Annotated in this window: 20 protein-coding genes; 7 read left to right on the plus strand and 13 right to left on the minus strand. The window is 64.6% G+C overall.

Annotation, left to right across the window (positions count from 1 at the left end):
• Positions 1-20: 20 nt before the first annotated feature.
• Complete coding sequence (gene lpdA / locus CH268_RS19145; protein WP_032365160.1) at positions 21-1,436, minus strand: dihydrolipoyl dehydrogenase; 1,416 nt, start codon at positions 1,434-1,436, stop codon at positions 21-23.
• Between the two features lie 114 nt (positions 1,437-1,550).
• On the opposite strand from lpdA, the gene CH268_RS19150 reads away from it, so the two are divergent.
• Complete coding sequence (locus tag CH268_RS19150) at positions 1,551-3,584, plus strand: prolyl oligopeptidase family serine peptidase (RefSeq protein WP_094665584.1); 2,034 nt, start codon at positions 1,551-1,553, stop codon at positions 3,582-3,584.
• A 2-nt stretch (positions 3,585-3,586) separates the two neighbouring features.
• On the opposite strand, the gene CH268_RS19155 is transcribed toward CH268_RS19150, so the two are convergent.
• From CH268_RS19155 to ppk2, 3 genes are all read right to left on the minus strand, one after another.
• Positions 3,587-4,612 (minus strand): alpha/beta hydrolase, encoded by a 1,026-nt coding sequence (locus CH268_RS19155; protein WP_094665586.1) that lies wholly within the window; start codon positions 4,610-4,612, stop codon positions 3,587-3,589.
• Positions 4,613-4,739: 127 nt separating this feature from the next.
• Positions 4,740-5,573: an alpha/beta hydrolase family protein gene (locus CH268_RS19160; RefSeq protein ID WP_027498426.1), complete on the minus strand. Its 834-nt coding sequence runs from the start codon at positions 5,571-5,573 to the stop codon at positions 4,740-4,742.
• Positions 5,574-6,658: 1,085 nt separating this feature from the next.
• Positions 6,659-7,603 carry a polyphosphate kinase 2 gene (gene ppk2, locus CH268_RS19165; protein ID WP_094665588.1) on the minus strand — a complete coding sequence of 315 codons (945 nt, stop codon included), beginning with the start codon at positions 7,601-7,603 and terminating at the stop codon, positions 6,659-6,661.
• Between the two features lie 281 nt (positions 7,604-7,884).
• Here ppk2 and CH268_RS19170 point away from each other — a divergent pair, with 281 nt between their 5' ends.
• Positions 7,885-8,091, plus strand: a complete 207-nt coding sequence (locus tag CH268_RS19170; protein ID WP_027498428.1) for a PspC domain-containing protein — start codon at positions 7,885-7,887, stop codon at positions 8,089-8,091.
• 80 nt (positions 8,092-8,171) lie between these two features.
• Here CH268_RS19170 and CH268_RS27955 read toward each other — a convergent pair whose 3' ends face one another.
• Both CH268_RS27955 and CH268_RS19175 read right to left on the minus strand, forming a co-directional pair.
• Complete coding sequence (locus CH268_RS27955) at positions 8,172-8,327, minus strand: hypothetical protein (RefSeq protein ID WP_155288427.1); 156 nt, start codon at positions 8,325-8,327, stop codon at positions 8,172-8,174.
• Between the two features lie 162 nt (positions 8,328-8,489).
• Positions 8,490-9,902 (minus strand): glucose-6-phosphate dehydrogenase, encoded by a 1,413-nt coding sequence (locus tag CH268_RS19175; RefSeq protein WP_032390714.1) that lies wholly within the window; start codon positions 9,900-9,902, stop codon positions 8,490-8,492.
• A gap of 49 nt (positions 9,903-9,951) precedes the next feature.
• On the opposite strand from CH268_RS19175, the gene CH268_RS19180 reads away from it, so the two are divergent.
• Positions 9,952-10,554, plus strand: a complete 603-nt coding sequence (locus CH268_RS19180; RefSeq protein WP_032386158.1) for a hypothetical protein — start codon at positions 9,952-9,954, stop codon at positions 10,552-10,554.
• 12 nt (positions 10,555-10,566) lie between these two features.
• Here CH268_RS19180 and CH268_RS19185 read toward each other — a convergent pair whose 3' ends face one another.
• Positions 10,567-11,139, minus strand: a complete 573-nt coding sequence (locus tag CH268_RS19185) for an isochorismatase family protein (protein ID WP_094665590.1) — start codon at positions 11,137-11,139, stop codon at positions 10,567-10,569.
• A 21-nt stretch (positions 11,140-11,160) separates the two neighbouring features.
• Here CH268_RS19185 and CH268_RS19190 point away from each other — a divergent pair, with 21 nt between their 5' ends.
• Positions 11,161-11,967, plus strand: coding sequence for an MOSC domain-containing protein (locus tag CH268_RS19190; protein WP_094665705.1), 807 nt, complete (start codon positions 11,161-11,163; stop codon positions 11,965-11,967).
• On the opposite strand, the gene CH268_RS19195 is transcribed toward CH268_RS19190, so the two are convergent.
• From CH268_RS19195 to aspA, 4 genes are read right to left on the minus strand one after another with little or no spacing between them, the layout of a single operon-like run.
• The gene (locus CH268_RS19195; protein WP_032373712.1) at positions 11,932-12,252 is read right to left on the minus strand and encodes a hypothetical protein; all 321 of its coding nucleotides are present in this window, start codon (positions 12,250-12,252) and stop codon (positions 11,932-11,934) included. The genes CH268_RS19190 and CH268_RS19195 overlap by 36 nt on opposite strands.
• Positions 12,253-12,310: 58 nt before the next feature.
• Entirely contained in the window at positions 12,311-13,231 is a 921-nt protein-coding gene (locus CH268_RS19200; protein ID WP_094643896.1) for an asparaginase, read from the minus strand.
• Complete coding sequence (locus tag CH268_RS19205; protein WP_032390644.1) at positions 13,224-14,657, minus strand: amino acid permease; 1,434 nt, start codon at positions 14,655-14,657, stop codon at positions 13,224-13,226. The genes CH268_RS19200 and CH268_RS19205 overlap by 8 nt, the downstream gene beginning before the upstream one ends.
• Before the next feature lie 4 nt (positions 14,658-14,661).
• The gene (gene aspA / locus CH268_RS19210; RefSeq protein WP_027498436.1) at positions 14,662-16,101 is read right to left on the minus strand and encodes an aspartate ammonia-lyase; all 1,440 of its coding nucleotides are present in this window, start codon (positions 16,099-16,101) and stop codon (positions 14,662-14,664) included.
• Between the two features lie 102 nt (positions 16,102-16,203).
• On the opposite strand from aspA, the gene CH268_RS19215 reads away from it, so the two are divergent.
• Positions 16,204-16,908 carry a FadR/GntR family transcriptional regulator gene (locus CH268_RS19215; protein ID WP_094665592.1) on the plus strand — a complete coding sequence of 235 codons (705 nt, stop codon included), beginning with the start codon at positions 16,204-16,206 and terminating at the stop codon, positions 16,906-16,908.
• Positions 16,909-16,930: 22 nt separating this feature from the next.
• Positions 16,931-18,346, plus strand: coding sequence for an argininosuccinate synthase (argG, locus tag CH268_RS19220; RefSeq protein WP_032373710.1), 1,416 nt, complete (start codon positions 16,931-16,933; stop codon positions 18,344-18,346).
• A 68-nt stretch (positions 18,347-18,414) separates the two neighbouring features.
• Here the strand turns inward: argG and ligD are convergent, their stop codons facing one another.
• Positions 18,415-19,362, minus strand: a complete 948-nt coding sequence (gene ligD, locus CH268_RS19225; protein WP_094665594.1) for a non-homologous end-joining DNA ligase — start codon at positions 19,360-19,362, stop codon at positions 18,415-18,417.
• A gap of 72 nt (positions 19,363-19,434) precedes the next feature.
• On the minus strand, positions 19,435-20,901 hold the full coding sequence (locus CH268_RS19230) for a helix-turn-helix domain-containing protein (RefSeq protein WP_051365423.1): 1,467 nt from the start codon (positions 20,899-20,901) through the stop codon (positions 19,435-19,437).
• A gap of 150 nt (positions 20,902-21,051) precedes the next feature.
• Between CH268_RS19230 and CH268_RS19235 the strand changes: the two genes are divergently transcribed.
• On the plus strand, positions 21,052-22,095 hold the full coding sequence (locus tag CH268_RS19235; protein ID WP_094665706.1) for an amidohydrolase family protein: 1,044 nt from the start codon (positions 21,052-21,054) through the stop codon (positions 22,093-22,095).

Raw genomic sequence — 22,095 nt, forward strand, 5'->3', positions numbered from 1 at the left:
TCGTCGTTCTACAGCAGAGATCAGAAGTTGATCATGTGGCCTGCGAGGCCGTGGATCGCTTCCTGCAGTGCCTCCGACAGCGTCGGGTGCGTGTGGACGTTGCGGGCCAGCTCGTTGACCGTCAGGTCCCACTTCTGGGCCAGGGTCAGCTCCGGCAGCAGCTCCGAGACGTCGGGGCCGATGAGGTGGCCACCGAGCAGCTCGCCGTGCTCGGTGTCGGCGATGAGCTTGACGAAGCCCGTCGCGTCGCCCAGGCCGTGTGCCTTGCCGTTGGCGGCGAACGGGAAGTTCGCGACCTTGATGTCGGATCCACGAGCCTGCGCTTCTTCGCGGGCCTGGTCCTCGGTGAGACCGAAGCTCGCGACCTGCGGCTGGCAGAACGTGGCGCGTGGCATCATCCGGTAGTCGTCGATCGGCAATGTCTCTGCGCCGCCGATGGTTTCGGCAGCCACCACGGCCTGCGCCTCCGCCACGTGGGCGAGCTGGAGCTTGGCGGTGACGTCGCCGATGGCGTAGATGTGCGGGACGTTGGTCTGCATCGTGTTCGTGATGCCGATGGCACCGCGATCGGTGAGCTCGACACCGGTCTTCTCGAGACCGAAGCCCTCGACGCGAGGCGCGAATCCGACGGACTGCATCACCTTGTCGACGGTGAAGGTCTCGCTCTCACCGGACTTGTTGTGCTTGATCTCGACGGTGACCTTGGAGCCGTCGTCGTCGATGCTCTGCACACCTGCGCCGGTGATGACCTTGACGCCGAGCTTCTTGTACTGCTTCTCGATCTCCTTCGAGACGTCCTTGTCCTCGTTGGGGAGCGCGCGATCGAGGAACTCGACGATGGTGACGTCGACTCCGTAGTTCTTCAGGACGTACCCGAATTCCATACCGATGGCACCCGCGCCGACGATGAGGATCGAGCCCGGCAGATCCTTGGTCATGATCTGCTCTTCGTACGTGACGACGTTCTTGCTGAGCTCGGTTCCCGGGAGCAGCTTGGTGGTGCTGCCGGTCGCGATGATCGCGTTGTCGAACGTGATCGTCTCGGTGCCGCCCTTGGACAGTTCGACCTCGATGGTGTTGGCATCGGTGAACGTGCCCTGGCCGTCGTACTCGGGGATCTTGTTCTTCTTCATCAAGAAGTGGATGCCCTTGACGCGTCCGTCCGCGACCTTGCGGCTGCGGTCGAATGCTGCGCCGAAGTCGAAGGATGCTTCACCCGAGATACCGAACAGCTTGGCCTCTTTGGTGAAGAGGTGCGCCAGCTCGGCGTTACGGAGAAGCGCCTTCGAGGGGATGCAGCCCACGTTCAGGCACACACCGCCCCAATACTTCTTCTCGATGATGGCAGTGCTGAGTCCGAGTTGTGCCGCGCGGATAGCAGCGACGTACCCACCGGGACCGGCTCCGAGGACAACGACGTCATAGTGTGAGGTCACGAGTCCCCAGCGTAGTCGTGCCCTCCGACACTGTCTCGACCTGGTCTTCGTTACCAGCCGGTAGCCTCGCACGCGTCCTGCACCCGACCGCACGTGTGCTGCTAGAACTGTGCCATGGCTTTCTCGGACGACCCGTACCTCTGGCTCGAAGACGTCACCGGCGACGACGCACTCGCGTGGGTACGCGAGAAGAACGAGGTGACGATCCAGGCGCTGGCAGGCGAGCGTTTCGACGCCACCGTGGCGGGTGTACGCGAGATTCTCGACACCGATGCGCGGATCCCGTACGCACGCAGGCGCGGGCAGTTCCTCTACAACTTCTGGCGCGACGCCGAGCACATCCGCGGGGTGTGGCGGCGCACCACGATGAACGAGTACCGCACGGACGAACCCGCATGGGACGTCCTGCTCGATCTCGATGCCCTGGCCGCCGACGAGGGCGAGAACTGGGTATGGGGCGGCGCTCAGGTACTGCGCCCCGACCAGCTGCGCGCTCTGGTGACGCTGTCCCGAGGCGGTGCCGACGCGACGGTGGTACGCGAGTTCGATCTCGACTCCCGCACGTTCCGCGCTGCGGAGGACGGCGGTTTCACGCTGCCCGAGGCCAAGACCGACATCGGCTGGATCGACGCCGACACCGTGTTCGTCGGCACCGATTTCGGACCGGGGTCCTTGACCGAATCCGGCTATCCGCGGATCACCAAGAGATGGCACCGAGGCACCCCGCTCGCCGACGCGGAGACCGTCTACGAGGGCGAATCGCGGGACATCTCGATCTCCGCGTGGCACGACCGCACGCCGGGATTCGAGCGCGACTTCGTGCAGCGGTCCACCGACTTCTACAACTCCGAGACCTACGTGCTCGACGGTACGGCGGTGACCCGCATTCCGACGCCGACGGACGCATCGACGTCGGTCCACGAGAACTGGCTGCTGGTTCGGACGATGACCGAGTGGACCTACGACGGCGTCACCCATCCGGCGGGCGCGCTGCTCGCGGCCGACTTCGACGAATTCATGAGCGGCACAGCATCTCTGACGGTTCTGTTCACTCCCGACGAGCACACATCCCTGCATCAGTACGCCTGGACCGAGAATCATCTGCTGCTGGTGACGCTGCAGGATGTCCGGACTCGTCTGCATGTACTCACACCCGGTGCGCACGGTTGGGATACGACCACCGTCGACGGGTTGTCGGAGTTGGCGTCGACCGAGATCATCGGTACGGACGCCGAGGAGAACGGGGACGAGTTCTTCCTCGGCTCCTCGGGTTACCTCACCCCGGCGACGCTGCTGGTCGGCACGGTCGGCGGCGCGCTGGAGGTACTGAAGCAGGCTCCCGCTTTCTTCGACGCGGACGGCATGACGGTGGAGCAGTTCTTCGCGGAGTCGGACGACGGCACTGCGATCCCCTACTTCGTCGTCCGACGCGGCGACGCAGGCCCCGGCCCCACACTGCTGTACGGCTACGGCGGCTTCGAGATCTCGATGACGCCCGGCTACAGCGGAGCAATGGGTCGAACGTGGCTCGAACGCGGCGGCACCTACGTCGTTGCCAACATCCGCGGCGGCGGCGAGTACGGACCGTCCTGGCACACCCAGGTATTGCGAGCGGGCCGGCATCTGGTCCACGAGGACTTCGCCGCGGTCGCCCGCGACCTGGTGGCCCGAGGGATCACCACCGCCGATCGCTTGGCCGCCCAGGGCGGCAGCAACGGTGGCCTGCTGATGGGCATCATGGAAACGAAGTACCCGGAACTGTTCGGGGCGTTGGTATGTCAGGTCCCGCTACTGGACATGAAGCGGTACCACCTGTTGCTCGCGGGAGCGTCCTGGGTGGCCGAGTACGGGAACCCCGACGACCCCGCCGAATGGGAGTTCATCTCGCAGTACTCCCCGTACCAGAACGTCGTGGCCGCGTCCGAGCGGAAGTACCCACCGATACTCATCGCCACGTCCACCCGAGACGATCGAGTCCATCCCGGTCACGCCCGCAAGATGGCTGCGCGGCTGGCCGAGCTCGGTCAGGACGTGAGCTACTACGAGAACATCGAGGGCGGCCACGGCGGGGCGTCGGACAATGCGCAGCTGGCTTTCAAGACCGCACTGACGTACGAGTTCCTGTGGCGGCACCTCGAGAGCCGGTGATGTCAGTCGGCCAGAGCCTGCTCGAACATAGGCCAGGAATTGTGGAGATCGTCCTGCCAGTATCCCCAGGAGTGCGTCCCGCGTTCCCGTAGCTCGAAATGGGCTGGGATGTCCAGCTTTTCGAGCGCGCTCTTCAGTCGACGGGTGCAGTCGCCGGTGGCGACCTCGATGGCACCGCCCACCACCATCTGGTTCAGCAGCACGAAACCGGGGCCGTTGGGGTTGGTTCCGTCGAAGGTGTCCGATGCCCCCGCCAGGCCACTGCCGTTGGAGATGTACAGCGCGGTGCCGCGCAGCTTGTCGGCGTTGACGACAGCGTCGTTGTGCACCCAGTCGGGGTCGCCGTCCGGGCCCCACATGTTCTTCACGTCGGTTCCGAGCGCCATCGATACGACGGTCTTGACGTACGCGCGGCCCAACGGATCGGTGGTCGAGGCGCAGCCGCTGTAGGAGCCGACCGCCCGGAAGAGACCGGGGTTGTGTGCCGCCAGATTGAGCACCGACGTCGCAGCCATCGAGATTCCGGCAATGACGTTGCGGCCGTTGGCCTTCAGCAGCTGGTCGACGAGTGGAGGCAGTTCGCGGGTCAGGAACGTCTCCCACTTGTTGCGGCCGAGCGCGCGATCGTCGTGCTGCCAGTCCGTGTAGTAGGAATAGGCCCCGCCGACGGGAGTGACCACATTGACGTTCTTGTCCGCGAAGAACGACACGACATCGGTCTGGGTGTACCAGTCCATACCGTCCACCCCACCGCCCGCGCCGTTGAGCAGGTACACGGTAGGGCTCGGTTTCGCACGGTCCGGAGAACGAAGAATCTTCAGCGGGATGGTCCGATCCATCGCGGCCGAATGCACGAACGCCGTCATGGCGACGGCGTCGGTCTCCTCCGTTCGCACCACGTACGACGTCGACGCGTTGTCCGCGTCGGGCGCGGCGAGGGCCGTGCCCTGCGCGGCCGACGCAGCGATACACGCGGCCACGAGCACAGCCCTACCGATCCGACGAGCTGTAGCCCCCAGGCCGTTCATACACGTGCTCGCTATCTTCGGCAGAACAGAAGTTGAGTCACTAGCGTTGTACACCAGAACGGGCGCGGAGTTGGAACTTATCGCATGAATTAGTCCAAACGACCGTATCGTTCGGCACGGGGTTGTGTCAGCGGTGCATCCACCGCTCGACCAGGTCGGCCACCGCGGTGGGATTGCGGATCCACCCGTTGTGGCCCAGCGGCTCGTCGATGTGTTCGGTGGTGATGTCGGCGTTGGCAAGCTTGGCCGTCAGATTCTCCATCGAACCCTTGGGGGCCAGATCGTCGCCCTCGATGGTCACTGCCAGCACCGGTAGGGTCAGCCGGCCCATCCGTTCCTCGTAGTCGATGTCGGCACCGGCCGGCTCGATCGAGCCCGTTCGGGCGAACCTGGACCAGTCGTCGATCAACACTCGTGATTGACGACCGAATCCGCCGACCCCGATGCGGTCCCCCGGCCAGAATCCGGCGATGTTGCTGGTGATCGCCATCGCCGCCGCGCCGAAGTACAGCGGGACCCCGCGAGTGGTGCCGAAACCGCGGTGGTACGGCGACCCGGACGCCACCAGGATCAAGCCACCGAGCCTGCCTCGAATTCGGGCGGCGTACATCGCGCCCAGTTGTCCGCCCATACTGTGGCCCAGCAGATACGGGGTTGCGGCAGGGAACTGCTCGCGCACCACCTCGAAGATCGCCGGAAAGTCGACCGAGACCAGTTCCTGATATCCGTACCTGCTCGACGAGCTCGGCTTCGGCTTACTGTCCCCCTGGCCCCGAAGATCGCCGATCGCAGCATGGAATCCGCGGGCGACGAGCGCTTCGGCGAACAGCCGGTAGTAGCCGCCGGGGATGCCGAGACCCGGGAGAACGACGATGACGGGCGCATCGTCTCGGCCCTCACTCGGAAACAGCGTCACCGGCACCGTCGAACCGTCGGGCATCTGAATCGGAACCGTCTGCATCGGCCAACCCTATGACGGTGCGACCGCACTTTCCCCAGGGCACTACCTCACAGGATGATCGGGTGGTAGCTACCGGTCGACCAGCTGAACCAGAACAGCTGACTGTTGATGAATCCGACTATGGCTTCGAGCATGGTGCCCCCTCTACTACCGTCGATACCGAGCGCATCGACGATGAGGCTCAGGTCTACCCGGTCGGCGGCGAATCATCGACCGCTGGAGGATATTTCGGTCGTGTGAATGACACTTCGAAACCACGAAAGCCGGGCCCGACGGTGAGTCGGGCCCGGCTTCGGGGTCGCGCTTCAGCTGGGAAGCGTGCCGGGGATGTTGACGACCGAACCTGTTCCTTCGGAGCTGCCGACAGCGAGCAACTGCAGCAACAGCGAGAGAAATTCCATCAAAACTCCTTCGAGAGAGGGGGATTCGCCGCCGACGCGGCGTCGCGGGCCTTACTGTTCATCGATTCGGCTCCGGTCGGCCGTCCAGGCCGAGGCCTACGGCGCGGAGCCGGGATGTCAGTCGGAGGAAGAACTGATACCCGAGAAGAGCTGGATGAAGATTGCCAAGAGGTCACCGAGTTCAGCGGACATGCGACAGGCTCCTTGTTGTTCGAGGGATGTGCAGATCGAACGTGACGGTCGTCACTCGATTACCTCTGCATGAAGATTTCTACCCGAACGGATAACGTTTCGTACACGCATTGGCATCGAAAAGTCAGAAATCTTGGTGAGCTGTCACAAAGCGGTCACGGAGACGAAAAGTCGCGGCCGCCCCCGACAGCGACCGCGACTCGTAGACCGACGAATTACGCGGCGCTACCCGACGTCAGCACGCCGACGATCTGCTCGACGATCGCGTCGACGATGCCGTCGTAGACTCCGGTTGCAATGTCGGTGATGAACTGCGCAGCTGAACCCATGAGAACTCCTGATGCTCGTCTCTTCGTACAGCCGTAGGTAATACGGCCTACCACTTTCCTACCGCAACCATCGGCGCGGTGCACAACGCGGCACGAACTCGCCGCTCGGATACCGAAGCGACGCAGGACGTTCACCGAGCAGACCCCGGTATGTAGCTCAGAATTATTCTCCGAGCACGTCTTTCGCGCGACCGACGAGCAACGGGTCTGTTTCGCCCACGATCTCGGAGTCCTTGTTGGCGTAGTCGAACTTGTTGAGCACGAACCGCATCGCGTTGATCCGCGCGCGCTTCTTGTCGTTGCTCTTCACCACGGTCCACGGTGCTACGTCGGTATCGGTGGCGCGGAAGTTCTCTTCCTTCGCCGCGGTGTACGCATCCCACTTGTCCAGTGACGCAAGATCCATCGGCGACAGTTTCCACTGCCGTACCGGATCCACCTGCCGGATCGCGAAGCGAGTGCGCTGCTCGTGCTGCGACACCGAGAACCAGAACTTGGTCAAGCTGATGCCCTCGTCCACCAACATCTGCTCGAACAGCGGTGCCTGCCGAACGAATTGTGCATGCTGCTCCTCGGTGCAGAACCCCATGACCCGTTCGACACCGGCACGGTTGTACCAAGACCTGTCGAACATCACAATTTCGCCGGCCGCAGGCAGATGCCCGATGTACCGCTGGAAATACCACTCCGTCGACTCCCGCACCGACGGCTTCTCCAACGCGACGACGCGTGCGCCGCGGGGATTGAGGTGCTCCATGAACCGCTTGATCGTGCCGCCCTTACCGGCGGCGTCCCGACCCTCGAAGATGATGACGTGGCGTCGTCCGGTGTCCTTGGACCACATCTGCAGCTTGAGCAGTTCGATTTGCAGCAGCCGCTTTTCGAGTTCGTACTCGGCACGGGTCATACGCTCGTCGTAGGGGTAGTTCTCCCGCCACGTGTCGACGACGTGACCGCCCGGGATCGTCAGCAGCACCGGGTCGTCGTCATCGGAGTCGTCGACGACGAACCCCGAAGTATCGGCAAGATCCACGGCGGTCGTGATGTCTCGCACGTCGCTGAGATTCTTGCGTGCAGCCACGCCGTTGCGGAGATCGAAGTCGGTCATGCGCCGAAAGTTAGTGCTCATCGGTGACGGGTCCATGGCGATTCGGTGAACACCGAGCGCAACCGGACGCATCGGACACTCTTCCGGTCTGCAAGGGGGACGGACCGGAAGCGACCGACACTTCCGACCGTAATCCTCGCGCCGACAACAGGTCGAGTGTCTGCGTCGTAAAAGTCACCGAACTTGCATATCGACCCGTTTCTCGATCGTTCGATTCTCCGGGTCGATATGGGTGAAAGCCCCGATGTGCCCACAGGCGTCGGCGACGCAGACTTCTCACCATGACATTCGAGAGCAATTCCCCCAGAGAATTCACCTTGTCCAACTCGCAGAAGATGATCGGAGGCGTCTGCGGCGGTATAGCCGACTACTTCGGTTGGGACGTCAACCTCGTTCGCGTCGCCACCGTCGCCGGTGCAGTGCTCAGCGGTGGCACAGTCGTGCTGATCTACCTGGCGGCCCTGATGCTGATGCCGCGCCGCCCGTGAGCTCCCGCGACCGCGGAAAGGCCCCGCATCCTCGCCGGTGGAGGAACGGGGCCTTGCCGTCGGACTTCGCGGAATGGGGCCTAGCTGGAGCCGAAGCTACCGGTGCTTCCGCCGAGCAGTCCGTCGAGGAGTTCACCGAGACCATCGGTGAGGCCACCGGTGATGGGTCCGGTGATGCCACCGTCTTCGCCGCCGCCGAGGATGGGCAGGAGGCCGGTGAGGAGATCGAGGAGCATGGGTAAGCCTTTCGAAAGACACGTCGTGGCCCGAGTCGGAGGGTGACCAGGCCACAGGAACATAACGTTCCAGACGCGATCCATTCCATCGTTTCGGACAAAAAGGACCCACCGGCTGTTTCGGGGCTCGAAAGCCGACCCGGTTCTTCACCGTTCCGGTGATCAGTCCTCGGTTTTCCCGGTGATCAACCAACCGCAGGGCGCAGCCAGCTCGTCGGCTTCCGTCGGTCCCATCGAGCCCGGCGCATAGTTCTTCACCGCGGGCGGATCGTTCAACAGCGGCGCCGCCACCTCCCACACGTGGGCCAGGCCGTCGGGTCTGGTGAACAGCGATCGGTCCCCGTTCAGTACATCGAGGATCAGACGGGAGTACGGGCTCAACGGCTCCGCGTCGGGCACCGATTTCAGCGGCAACGACAGATGCCCGACGGACAGGTCGAAATCCGGTCCCGGTTCCTTGACCGTCATGGCGATATCGATGCTGCCGTCACCGGACAGGTCGAACGAGAGCACCGCGCCGTCTTCGGGCAGCGTCGACAGTGGACTGTCGGCGGGCTTGCGGAACACCAGCGATACCCGCTGCGCTCCGGCACCGAGCATCTTGCCGGTACGAAGCAGGAACGGCACCCCACGCCAGCGATCGGTATCCACCCACAGCTTCGCGGCCACGAACGTGTCGACCGTCGAATCCTCGGCAACGCCGTCGACATCGCGGTAGCCGTCGTACTGCCCCAGAACCACCTCGTCGGTGTCGAGTGGACGGAACTGCCCGATCACCGTTTCGCGAGCCGACTGCAGATCCTCGGCCTTCAACGACGCAGGGGGTTCCATGGCCACCTCGGCGGCCACCTGGAACAGATGGGTCACCAGCATGTCCAGAACGGCACCGGTCTCGTCGTAGAACTCGGCGCGGTCGTCGATGTCGAGTGTCTCGGGCACGTCGATCTGCACATGCTCCACGTGCTCGGAGTTCCAGATGCCGCTGATCATGCCGTTGGCGAACCGCAACACGTGCAGGTTCTGCGTTGCTTCCTTACCGAGGAAATGGTCGATGCGATAGACCTGTTCCTCCTTCACGACCTCGTGCACGGCCTTGTCGAGTTCCTCGAAGTTGTGCTGCGAGGTGCCGAAGGGCTTCTCGTACACCACTCGGGAACCCTCGGCGAGATCGTGTGCACCGAGGGCCTTCGTGTAGTCGACGAACGTGCTCGGCGGCAGCGCGATGTAGTGCACCAGCTGTGCGTCGTCACCGATCTCTTTCCTGGCGTCGGCGACGACGTCGGGGAGCTTGCCGGGATCGTCGACGGTGAAGCCGTTGCCCGCGAAACGGATTCGCTTCGAGAACGCCGACCAATCGTCGTCGGCCACGTTCTCGGCGAACTCGTCGAGCACATCTTTCACGTGGTCGCGGAACTCGTCGTCGGACGAATCCTTGCGACCGTTGCCGATCAGGATCCATTTCTCCGGCAGCAGGCCTTCGACGTGGAGTTGGTAGAACGACGGCAGAACCATTCGCTTCGCGAGGTCTCCGGTCGCGCCGAACAGGACGAATACAGTGGGTTGCGAGGACGCCATGACCTCCACTATGCACCGCATAGTGCTACCTAGGTGAGAGTGCACGAAGATGACCAGATCACGGTTTCACGGAGAGATCTACGGGGTAGGTACGACGTCGGGAGTGCGCATCGTCGTCGGACACTGGACGCGCTCGCCCCTCGGCGAATTCACCGATGTGATGGTCCAATTCGCGGACGGTCGACGCCTACTCGTGGCACCGAACGAGGCAGTACGTGAATTCGTCACGGCGACATACTCGTTCGATTCCACCGAGCTGGTACCGGTCACCTTCTCCGAACAGCCCGACGGGTGGCGGTCCGTCGTGGCCGGGGATCTGTCGGTACGCATCCGAGTGGCCGGACCGACGGTTCTCGGCCGCGCCCTGAGCCTCGTCCCCGACGCCGTGTCCACCGCACCGTGGTTCTGCACGATCAGCGACCCCATCGCCCGAGTGATACTGCGCGGAGTGCGAACTCGCGGCAGCGCCGGCGGAGGCAGGCGCGAATACTACGGAGCCAGGCACCAGCACCGCGTCGTCGACGTCGTCGCATCCTGGCAAGGAGAGGACCTCGGCTCGCTGACGCCCGTCACTCCCCCGGTGACGTTCGGTTTCGGCAGCACCCCCGCGGCACCGTCGGTCACGTCCATCACCACCACGATCGACTCGTAGACCACTGCTGTTTCACACCACTGCTGCTCCGACTTCGCGGAGTTCGTCGAGAGCCGCTGCGGAGGTCTCGGGAGCGACCCCGGCCACCAGATCGGTGAGAACCCGAACGTCCAGGTTCTGTGCCACTGCATCTTTCGCCGACGCCAGCACGCAGTAATCGGTGGCGAGACCGACGATGTCGACGGCCGTCACCTCGTTGGCGGTCAGGATCTCGGACAGGGATGTTCCGTCCTCGGTGACGCCTTCGAACGCCGAATACGACGGTCTGCCCTGCCCCTTGTAGACATGCACGTCGACGCTGCCGGTTCGGTAATCCGGGTGATATTCCGCGCCGACCGTTCCCGCGACGCAGTGCACGGGCCACGTGGTGACGAAATCCGGGGCAGCGTCGGTGGCGAAATGTCCACCGTTGTCGCTGTCGCCGTCGTGCCAGTCGCGTGAGGACACCACGAGGTCGTAGTCGTCGCCGCTCCGGGCGAGGTACGCGCTGATCCTGCGCGCCACCTCCCCACCGCCGACCACGGCCAGAGCACCACCCTCGGTGAAATCGTTCTGAACATCGACTACCAACAGAGCACGAGTCATGTGTCCCAGTATCCTCGACGGGTGCGCGTGTCGTCTTTGGTGACCTATCCCGTCAAAGGATGTGCCGGTACGGCACTGGACTCGACCCGGGTGAGCACAGCCGGTCTCGAACACGACCGAGCGTTCATGATCGTCGACGCGGACGGCTCGTTCCGCAGCCAACGCACCGATCCCGTACTGGCCGTCGTTCGCTGCTCGGTGGAAAACGGCTCACTGACACTGCGCCACGAGAGCGCAGGGAGCGTCACCGCCGTCGTCGATCGTGATTCCGCGGACCGCGAGGTCACGATGTTCGGCACGCCGCTGCGGGGCATCGACCAGGGCGACGACATCGCCGCCTGGCTCACCGACGTCATCGGCGAGCCCTCACGCCTCGTCGCCGCGCCCCGCGATCACGGCCGCGTCACCGACGGAATCCGCCCCGGCTCGGCCCATTTCGCCGACAGCGCCGCCGTCCACATCCTCTCGACCGCCACACTGGCCGGTCTGAACTCCCGCCTCGACGCCCCGCTGCCGATCGACCGATTTCGGCCCAACATCGTCGTCGACGGCTCGCAGGACGCTCATGTCGAGGACGAAGTGCGCGACATCTCGATCGGCGACGCACGATTGACGTACACGAAGCTGGCGATCCGCTGCGCCGTCACCACGGTGGAGCAGAGCACCGGTGTTCGCACCGGACCCGAACCTCTGCGCACTCTCGGCACCTACCGCCGGGCCCGGCAGAAGGGCGTCGCCTTCGGTTCGAAATTCTCGGTGATCGAGGAAGGAACCATCTCGGTCGGGGACGAACTACGCGTCGAGACCTGGGGCGAATCGGAGCTGTAACTCGAACGGCATGTGGTTCGCCCACCCGTTTCGAGCTCGCAGCCGAAGATGCTGTTCTGCACCGAGTTCGACGCGTCGCCGTCCGATGCCGAGTGCCGATGTCGTGCCGCGATAGCGGATGAATGCGGTGAGCTCGTGGCCACCCGGTGCCAGCTCGTAGGTCGACGGTTCCGACCACGACTGGCGATGCTCCACGCCGTCGATCGTCACGAACGGCCGCGCCAGCGTGCGCACCAAGGACGCGTTCACCCAATGTGGAGCGAATTCGATCTCGATCGTGCTCACGTCACGCCTCCCTGGTGCGCTGAGTGTCCACTGTTCGCCTCCGTAGGCGGGATCCCGCCTAGGCGAACGAATTGTGGACGACCACGTCAGTAGCTCCAGTGGCGACCAGCGCCGCCAACTGGATGCGCGCCTGTCCGGCCCGGAGTTCGCGGGAGAAGACCGCACCGGCGTCGAGCAGATCGTGGCCGCCGCCTCCGCCGCCGTACGTCGGCGAGGTCTCACCGAACGGCACCCGCGTCGTGACGACCACGTGCAGCCCAGCAGCAACGGCCTCTTTCACCGCGTGCACCACCAGAGCGTTGGTGTTACCCGAGCCCAACGCCTCGAGCACGATGCCCGACGCCCCGGCTTCGCGACAGGCATCGATCTGCACCCCGTCCGCGCCCGGGTACAGGGCCACGACGTCCACGCGCACTCCCGCGACGGGCTGCCACCGCAGCGGGTCCGGCCTCGGCACTGCTGCCGACCGAAAGGCGTCGAGTTCGGAAGTGTGCTTCTTGATCGCCCCGCGGGCCGGCAGTACTCGTCCGCCGAACGCGATCAGCACCCCCTGCTCGGACCGCGCCGCCGTCACCGCGGCGGCGATGTTGCCGGGGCCGTCCGGGTCCGGATGATCGGCGGTGCGTTGGGCCCCGGTGAACACCACCGCACGCGCGTCGTCGTGGAACAGGTCGACGTACAACGCCGACTCCTCCATGGTGTCGGTGCCGTGCAACACCACCACTCCGGCGCAGCCGTCCTCGGCCAACGCGTCGACCACGGCAGTGCGAATGGCGTCGAGATCGGCGAGGTCCAGGGCGGAGCTGTCCTTCGACATCACCTCGCGCACCACCACGCCGTCCATGTCGACGCCCACGCCTGCGACCGGCCGAGAAACCCCGTGCTCGTCGCGACTGCTGGCGATCGTCCCACCGGTGGTCAACAACGCGACGAACTCAGCACTGTCGGGTCGTTCCGGCAGGCTCCACTCCTCAGTCATTACGGGCGGCTACCTCTCGAATTCTGTTGCGGCACATGTACCATCCGGCGATCAGCATCGGCGCGATGAGCAGGATGGACGCGACGGTCCACGTACCGACGGGTTTGTCGAAGGCCATCAGTACCAGTACACACGCCAGAAAGCCTAGCGTTGCGTAGCCGGTGTACGGCGCACCGAACAACCGGAACGCAGGCCGGGTGACCGCGCCGGTCCTGGACAGAGACCAGAACTTGAGCTGGCACGCCACGATGACGGCCCACGCGCTGATGATGCCGAGCGCAGCGAGGTTCAGCACAATTTCGAACGCCTGCGCCGGGACGACTGCGTTGAGGACGACCCCGAGCAGCGTCACCACCGACGTCAGCGCGATGCCGCCGTACGGAACTCCTTGCTTGTTCATGCGGGCCGCGAATTTCGGTGCCGAACCGGCGACCGCCATCGAATGCAGGATGCGACCGGTGGAGTACAGCCCGGCGTTGAGAGACGACAGCGCTGCGGTGAGCACGACGAGGTTCATGATCGCGTCGGCACCCTCGACGTCGATCGCTCCGAAGAACGTGACGAACGGGCTCTCCCCGGCCTGATACGCGGTGTACGGCAGCAACAGCGAGAGCAGCAGCACCGAGCCGACGTAGAAGACGACGATGCGGACGATGACGGTGTTGATCGCCTTGGGGATGACCTTCTCGGGGTTCTGCGTCTCTCCGGCGGCGGTACCGACCAATTCGATGGAGGCATAGGCGAATACGACGCCCTGGATCACGACGATCGCCGGAAGCAGTCCATTGGGGATGAGACCGCCGTTGTCGGTGAGGACGCTCAGACCCGGAGCCTGGCCGTCGATGGGGGTGCCGAAGATGACGTAGTAGGTGCCGATCGCGAGGAACGTCACCAGGGCCACGACCTTGATGAGTGCGAACCAGAATTCGAGCTCACCGAACACCTTGACCGACACCAGGTTCAGACCCAGAACCAACACCAGTCCGGCCAGCGCGAACACCCATTGATCGACGTTGCCCAGTGGTGCCCAGTACTTCTTGAAGAAGTTCATGTACAGCGCCACTGCCGTCACGTCCACGACGGCCGTCATCGCCCAGTTCATCCAGTACAACCACCCGGCTGCGAACGCGACCTTCTCACCGAAGAACTCGCGGGAGTACGAGACGAACGATCCGGACGACGGGCGGTGCATCACCAGCTCACCCAGCGCGCGCAGGATCAGGAATGCGAAGAAGCCGCACAGTGCGTAGACCAGAACCAACGCGGGTCCGGCGTCACGCAGTCTTCCACCGGCACCCATGAACAGGCCGGTGCCGATCGCGCCGCCGATGGCGATCATCTGAATCTGGCGCGGAGCCAGCTCTTTTCGATACCCCAGCTCCTCCTCGCGGAAGGCCTGCTTCTGGATCGGGTTCTCGGTGCTCATCGCATTACCTCGTCGACGTCTCGGGAGCAACGGAATGCTCGGTGGGAGCCACCCGCAGGTTCGCGAGATGCTCGGGGCTCAGCAATCGATCCAGCTCTTCTCGCGCCAGCAGGCCCTTCTCGAGCACCAGGTCGACGACATTGCGACCGGTGACCAGCGCTTCCTGCGCAATGGCCGTCGACTCCACGTACCCGAGGTACGGGCTGAGCGCGGTGACCAGACCGATCGAGTTCTCCACCCGCTCACGCAGCAGATCGACGTTCGCGGTGATGCCGTCTACGCACCGATGCGCGACGGTCCGGCAGGCCGCACTCAGATGCGCCATACCGTCGGACAGGGATTTGACGATGATCGGCTCGAAAGCGTTGAGCTGCAACTGCCCTGCCTCGGCGGCCATCGTTATGGTGACGTCGTGGCCGATCACCTCGTAGGCAACCTGATTGAGAACCTCGGGAATGACGGGGTTGACCTTGCCGGGCATGATCGACGAACCCGCCTGCATCGGAGGCAGATTGATCTCGTTGAAGCCCGCGCGCGGCCCGGAGGACAGCAGCCGAAGGTCGTTGCAGATCTTCGACAGTTTCACTGCGACGCGCTTGAGCACACCCGACAGATGCACGAACTGACCGACGTCCTGCGTTGCCTCGATGAGGTCCGTTGCGGTGACCAACGGCAGGCCGGTGATGGTGCGCAGGTGCGCGACGGCCGATTCGGTGTATCCGGCAGGAGCATTGAGCCCGGTGCCGATGGCCGTGGCCCCGAGGTTGATCTCGTGCACCAGCAACGCGGCTTCCTCGAGCCGTGAGCAGTCCTCGTCGATCATGATCGCGTAGGTGCCGAACTCCTGGCCGAGTGTCATCGGCACCGCGTCCTGCAGCTGGGTGCGGCCCATCTTGACGACGGTGGCGAACTCGCTTGCTTTGCGGGAGAACGAATCTCGCAGGACCTTCATCGATGCGATCAGCTCGTGCACCGCGAAGATGGTCGCGATGTTCACCGACGTCGGATACACGTCGTTGGTGGACTGCGAGGCGTTCACATGCTCGTTGGGGTGCAGCATCGAGTAGTCACCGTGCGCGTGGCCGAGGATTTCCAGGGCACGATTGGCGATGACCTCGTTGGCGTTCATGTTGGTCGACGTCCCCGCGCCACCCTGAATGACGTCGACGACGAACTGTTCGTGCCACTGGCCGTCGAGAATTTCCTGGCACGCTGCCCGGATCGCTTCCCCGCGGGTGGCGTCGAGTATTCCGAGGTCCTGATTGGCCGCCGCGGCCGCCCACTTCACGGCTGCGAGCCCGCGGACGAGGTGGGCGTTGGTGGAGATCGGCCGCCCCGTGATGGGAAAGTTCTCCAGCGCGCGCAGGGTATGGATTCCCCAGTAGACGGTCATCGGAATCTCGCGTTCGCCGAGAAGGTCTTTCTCGATGCGGGTATCGGCCACGGTGGGTGCGCTCCTTCAAGGGGTGTCCAGCTGTCCGGCTGTCTGACAGGTAGAGTGTGGCGTAGAACACCTCGCCGGTCAACCCCGGGATAGGATCACTGCATGAACCTGTCGGACAGCTGGGCAGTCAGTGCGCCCACCAATGCCCGCATGAGCGCCGCCGAGGCAGTCTTCGCCGACCTGCGTGCCGCGATCTCGTCGGGAAAGCTCCCCGTCGGGCAGAAGCTCCCGTCCGAGGCGGCGCTGGCCGCCAGACACAGCGTCAGTCGTTCCGTCATCCGCGAGGCTCTGCGCTCGTGCCACGCGCTCGGTCTGACCGAAACCAAGACGGGCCTCGGCACCTTCGTCGTCCGTGATCGAGTGGGTGGCGACCTCGACATCGGCAATTACGAGGCCCGCGAACTCATGGAGGCCCGACCCCACGTCGAGGTACCCGCAGCCGGGTGGGCGGCCGAACGACGCACCGACGACGAGTTGGCGGTGCTCTCCGGCCTCGCCGACGAGATGCGTTCCGAGGACGACCACGAGGCCTGGGTCCTGTTGGACGCGCAGTTCCACACCGCCATCGCGCGGGCCAGCAGAAACCGCGTGTTCGAGTCGATCGTCGTCGACATCCGGGACGCCTTGACGCGGCAGTCCGAAACGTTGAACCTCGTCGCGCACCGGCAGCAGCAGTCCAACGTCGAACACGACGCCATCGTCGCCGGCATCCGATCCGGCGAGTACGACGCAGCAGCCCGCGCCATGACCGCCCACCTCGATGCCGTCCGTGGTGCAGTGGAGTCGCTCGCCGATCGGCCCAGCTGACCGTACGACTAAGCTGCGGGCCGTGACGAAGGTATTGAACTCCCTCCCGGTCGGTGAACGAATCGGCATTGCATTCTCCGGTGGTCTCGACACCTCGGTGGCCGTGGCGTGGATGCGCGAGCACGGCGCGATCCCGTTTGCCTACACCGCCGACATCGGCCAGTACGACGAGCCGGATCTGTCCGACGTACCCGCCCGCGGCCTTGCGTACGGCGCCGAGCAGGCCCGGCTGATCGACTGCCGCGAACCGCTGGTCGAGGAAGGCCTCGCGGCACTGACCTGCGGCGCGTTCCACATCCGATCGTCGCTGCAGACGTACTTCAACACCACTCCCCTCGGCCGCGCGGTGACCGGCACGCTGCTGGTGCGCGCGATGCAGGAGGACGGCGTCTCGATCTGGGGCGACGGCTCGACGTACAAGGGCAACGACATCGAGCGGTTCTACCGCTACGGCCTGCTCGCCAACCCCGAGTTGCGCATCTACAAGCCGTGGCTCGACGAGGCATTCGTCGCCGAGCTCGGCGGCAGGCACGAGATGTCGCAGTGGCTCACCCAGCGCACCCTCCCCTACCGTGACTCGGCCGAGAAGGCGTACTCCACCGACGCCAACATCTGGGGTGCCACCCATGAGGCGAAGCGTCTCGAATACCTCGACACATCCCTCGAGATCGTCTCGCCCATCATGGGTGTCCGCTTCTGGGACCCCGAGGTCGAGATCGCAGCCGAGGACGTCACCGTCGACTTCGAGCGTGGCCGTCCCGTTCGGATCAACGGCAAGTCCTTCGACAGTGCCGTCGACCTGGTGATGGAAGCCAACGCCATCGGCGGCCGCCACGGACTCGGCATGTCCGACCAGATCGAGAACCGGATCATCGAGGCCAAGAGTCGCGGCATCTACGAGGCCCCGGGCATGGCACTGCTGCACATCACGTACGAGCGGCTGGTCAACGCCGTCCACAACGAGGACACCATCGCCTCGTACCACAACGAGGGCCGCCGCCTCGGACGCCTGCTCTACGAGGGCCGTTGGTTCGATCCGCAGGCGCTCATGCTGCGCGAGGGCCTGCAGCGCTGGGTCGGCAACGTCGTGACCGGCAGCGTGACGGTTCGCCTGCGCCGCGGTCAGGACTTCACCATCGTCGACACCCAGGGCAGCAACTTCAGCTACCACCCCGAGAAACTGTCGATGGAACGCAGCCAGGGGCAGGCCTTCTTCCCCGGCGACCGCATCGGCCAGTTGACCATGCGCAACCTCGACATCGCGGACTCGCGCAGCAAACTCGAGCAGTACGCCGCCCAGGATCAGCTGACCGCCTGGGGCGACCTGATCGGCGAACTCGCCCCCGGTGGAGCCGACGCCATCGCCGCCAGCAGCGCCGAGAACTCCGTGGACTCCGCAGCCCTCGACCACGCCGCAATCGAGTCCGGCACCGACTGACTTCTGGCTGCCGAACTCGAAGTTATGGACGGATTTCTGCCGATTTCCGTCCATAACTTCGAGTTCGGCTACTCCTCGGGCTCCGTCAGGCCCTGATGCTCGTCGCGTTCCGCCCATTCGAGTAGCTCGTCGATTGCGAACACCGCGTCGTCGATACCCGCATGTAGGTCGCCCAGTTCGGCGTATCTGGCCGGTACGGTGAAGATCGTGAACTCGCGTGGATCGACGTCGGGTACCTCGGCCCACGAAATGGGTGTCGACACAGTCGCTTTCGGGTTTCCCCGCACCGAATACGCGCTGGCGATCGTGTGGTCGCGGGCATTCTGGTTGTAATCGACGAACAACTTCGACGGGTCTCGATCCTTGCGCCACCACGTCGTCGTCACGTCCTCGGGTGCGCGGCGCTCCACCTCCCGCGCGAATGCCAGTGCAGCCCTTCGTAAGTCCTTGAAGCCGTGCGCGGGGTCGATGCGAACGTAGATGTGCAGACCGTGACCGCCCGAGGTCTTGGGCCAGCCGACTGCGCCGAGGTCACCGAGCACGTCCTGCACGACACCGGCGACGCGTTGGACCCGATCGAAGGGGCAGTCGGGCATCGGATCGAGGTCGATGCGCCATTCGTCGGGCATCTCGACGTCGGCGCGGCGCGAGTTCCACGGATGGAACTCCACCGTCGACATCTGCACCGCCCACGCGACGTGCGCCAATTCGGTCACGCACAGCTCGTCCGCGGTGCGGTTGTAGCGGGGGAACGTCACCTCGACGGTCTCCAACCACGGCGGGGCTCCGTGCGGCACCCGCTTCTGGTGCACTTTCTCACCGGCGAGGCCTTTGGGGAAGCGATGCATCATGCACGGCCGTTCCCGCAACGCGCGGACGATGCCGTCGCCGACGCTGAGGTAGTAGTTCACCAGGTCCAGCTTCGTGGCACCGCTCTCGGGGAAATACACCCGATCGGGGTTGGAAATGCGCACCGTGCGCGTGCCCACCTCGAGTTCTATTGCCGGAGATGCCATACCAGCGACACTAGATGTACCCGCGGCCGCGCGCGCTCGGAAGTCGGAGATTTTCTCGCAGGCTCACCGAAGCTACGTGTGGGAACGCAGCGTGATGCCGTAGCGGTCTCGCTTGCGGTAGATCGTGGCTCGACTCATTCCCAGTTCCTCGCCCGCCTGATTCATCGTGATGCCGGGCCGGCTGAGCACTCGAATCATCTCGTCGCGTTCGAACGTCTCGATTCGTGTCAGACGTTGCGTGGTCCGCGAAAGCACCTCGGGCGGCAAGTGATTGACGCCGACGACGTCGGCGCGGACCGCCGCCTCGTGCATCACCGTCGCCAGCTCGGTGACGTTTCCCGGCCACGAATATCCGACGAGGGCTCGTTCGGCGTCGCCGGTCAGGCTGACCTCGCGTCCACGCGCCCGCAATGCCAGATGCCGAGCGAGCGGAGCGATGTCCTCGGGCCGATCGCGCAGCGGCGGGACCTCGACGACCGAACGCACCAACTGCGCCAGGGCAGCGGGAACAGCGTCGTAATCGGAGGCCGTCAGGGTGACGGGCACGCCGTCACCGACGCGAGAGATCAGTTCCGCCAACGCGTCCGCCCCTCGCGCCGGCAGCCGGTCCACGTCGCGGACGATCACGGCGGTGTCCGGCTTGGGCAGCTCGGGCGTCCACAGATCCAGCCAGGCGTCGACGTCGCGCGCCGCCGGAACTCCGGCACTCAGAATTCGACCCCGTGGGCGGATGGTACGGAGCGCTCGGGCCAGAATCGTGGCACGTCCGGTTCCCGGTTCTCCCACCAGCAGGACCGAATCATGTTGGCTCAGAGCTGTTTCGGAGGACGCGAGAGCCTGATTCCACCGCGTCGACAGCGTCGGGACGCTGCCCGCGCCCGGCCGACCCGATGACGCTTCGACACGAAAGACCGTCCCACGTGGTGCCGGACGCGCGTGCTGTCCCTGCGCTCGCGCGAGCATCATCGCCGCGGTGTTCCCTGCCGCCGACTGAGCAAGGGCCAGCAGCAGATCCGTCGACGACTCCGACCACGTGGTCAGGTTGACGCAGCCCTCCACGGTGCCCGTCATCGGGTTCAGCACCGGCGCCGCGGCGCAGGTGTACCCGGTGAGCGAGAGCGAGTAGTGCTCCGAGGCGCGCACCACTGCCGGAATTCGATCGGCGAGCGCGAGGGCGAGGCCGTTGGTGCCCGCCTGGTTCTCGCCGTACGAGAAGCCGGGGGCCAGATGCACACGGTCGAGCGCGGCCAACAGCTCGCGGTCCGCGCTCACTCGATCGAGCACCAGACCGTCGGCGTCGGTCAGCATCATCGACACCGGCTCGTTCGCCAACGTATCGCGTAGTCCGTCGAGCACCTCGCGCCCACATCGGTAGAACAGCGATTCGCCGTCGTAGGTGCCCGAAAATGCGGGTACGACGTCTTCGAGTGGCACTCCGAATTCCTGGCTTCGGTGCCACGATGCGAGCAACCGATGCGACACGGCAGCGAGGGGCTCCGAGTGCAAGCGGGCCCGCACGAGACCCTCGGGATCTGCCATGTGATTCAGGTTACATTCGCTGGTCGCCATGGATCCGAAACCAGCGTCTCGAATTGAGACATCACGCCACGTCGCCGAGCTCCCGCCGCGCCTACCGTCATCGACAGATCGCTTGTGACAGACGTCACGCACAGTCTCTGGAGGTCAGCCATGTACAGCAAGAACGGCGAAAACTACTTCATCGTGGACGCCCACGTCGCACTCTGGGATGCGCGGCAGGAGAACCAACGCAATATCCACGGCAAGCAGTTCATCGACTGCTTCTACGACTACCACCGCAACCTTTCTCCCGAGAGCGAGCTGTGGACGTACGACGAGTACCTCTACCAGGGCGGCGAGCGGCTGATGCACGACCTGTTCGATATCGGATACGTCGATCACGCCATCTTCCAGCCCGCTCACCTCGGCGAGTTCTACAAATCCGGCTTCGGGCAGACCGAGGAGGCATCCGCGCTCGCGGCGGCTCACCCGGACAAGCTGACCTACAACCATCACTTCGACCCGCGCAACGGCGAACGTGGCCTCGATCAGCTGCGTGCAGATGCAGAACGCTTCGGATTGAAAGGCGTCAAGCTGTACACCGCCGAGTGGCACGGCGATTCTCGCGGCTACAAGCTCGACGACGACTGGACGCGGCGCTACCTCGAGGTGTGCCGCGAGGTCGGTATCAAGAACATCCACGTACACAAGGGACCGACCATTCGTCCGCTCGATCGCGATGCATTCGACGTAGCGGACGTCGACCACGTGGCCACCGACTTCACCGATCTGAACTTCGTCGTGGAGCATTGCGGACTGCCACGACTCGAAGACTTCTGCTGGATCGCCACCCAGGAACCCAACGTGTATGCCGGCCTCGCGGTCGCCATCCCGTTCATGCACACGCGCCCGAAGTACTTCGGTCAGATCATGGGCGAGCTGCTCTACTGGCTCGGCGAGGACCGCATCTTCTTCTCCTCCGATTACGCACTGTGGACGCCCAAGTGGTTGGTCGAAGGATTCGTCGACTTCCAGATCCACGAGTCCCTCGACGAATACGCACCGATCACACTCGAACAGAAGAAGAAGGTGCTCGGACTGAACGCCGCCAAGCTGTACGACATCCCGGTGCCCGCCGAGCTGCAGCTGCCCGACGCGAACGAAACCGAGACCGGACCGCGTCAGCCCGAACGCGCCGACCTTGCGGCGGTGTGA

The organism is Rhodococcus sp. 06-1460-1B, from assembly GCF_002258475.1.
In the GTDB taxonomy this organism is placed as follows: Bacteria; Actinomycetota; Actinomycetes; order Mycobacteriales; family Mycobacteriaceae; genus Rhodococcoides; species Rhodococcoides fascians.

What these genes read in the sequence shown, in the direction of transcription:
- CH268_RS19150 (WP_094665584.1), top strand. Translation starts at nt 1,551, where the DNA reads ATGGCTTTCTCGGACGACCCGTACCTCTGGCTCGAAGACGTCACCGGC.
- CH268_RS19155 (WP_094665586.1), bottom strand. Translation starts at nt 4,612, where the DNA reads ATGAACGGCCTGGGGGCTACAGCTCGTCGGATCGGTAGGGCTGTGCTC.
- CH268_RS19160 (WP_027498426.1), bottom strand. Translation starts at nt 5,573, where the DNA reads ATGCAGACGGTTCCGATTCAGATGCCCGACGGTTCGACGGTGCCGGTG.
- ppk2 (WP_094665588.1), bottom strand. Translation starts at nt 7,603, where the DNA reads ATGACCGACTTCGATCTCCGCAACGGCGTGGCTGCACGCAAGAATCTC.
- CH268_RS19170 (WP_027498428.1), top strand. Translation starts at nt 7,885, where the DNA reads ATGACATTCGAGAGCAATTCCCCCAGAGAATTCACCTTGTCCAACTCG.
- CH268_RS27955 (WP_155288427.1), bottom strand. Translation starts at nt 8,327, where the DNA reads ATGCTCCTCGATCTCCTCACCGGCCTCCTGCCCATCCTCGGCGGCGGC.
- CH268_RS19175 (WP_032390714.1), bottom strand. Translation starts at nt 9,902, where the DNA reads ATGGCGTCCTCGCAACCCACTGTATTCGTCCTGTTCGGCGCGACCGGA.
- CH268_RS19180 (WP_032386158.1), top strand. Translation starts at nt 9,952, where the DNA reads ATGACCAGATCACGGTTTCACGGAGAGATCTACGGGGTAGGTACGACG.
- CH268_RS19185 (WP_094665590.1), bottom strand. Translation starts at nt 11,139, where the DNA reads ATGACTCGTGCTCTGTTGGTAGTCGATGTTCAGAACGATTTCACCGAG.
- CH268_RS19200 (WP_094643896.1), bottom strand. Translation starts at nt 13,231, where the DNA reads ATGACTGAGGAGTGGAGCCTGCCGGAACGACCCGACAGTGCTGAGTTC.
- CH268_RS19205 (WP_032390644.1), bottom strand. Translation starts at nt 14,657, where the DNA reads ATGAGCACCGAGAACCCGATCCAGAAGCAGGCCTTCCGCGAGGAGGAG.
- CH268_RS19215 (WP_094665592.1), top strand. Translation starts at nt 16,204, where the DNA reads ATGAACCTGTCGGACAGCTGGGCAGTCAGTGCGCCCACCAATGCCCGC.
- ligD (WP_094665594.1), bottom strand. Translation starts at nt 19,362, where the DNA reads ATGGCATCTCCGGCAATAGAACTCGAGGTGGGCACGCGCACGGTGCGC.
- CH268_RS19230 (WP_051365423.1), bottom strand. Translation starts at nt 20,901, where the DNA reads ATGGCAGATCCCGAGGGTCTCGTGCGGGCCCGCTTGCACTCGGAGCCC.
- CH268_RS19235 (WP_094665706.1), top strand. Translation starts at nt 21,052, where the DNA reads ATGTACAGCAAGAACGGCGAAAACTACTTCATCGTGGACGCCCACGTC.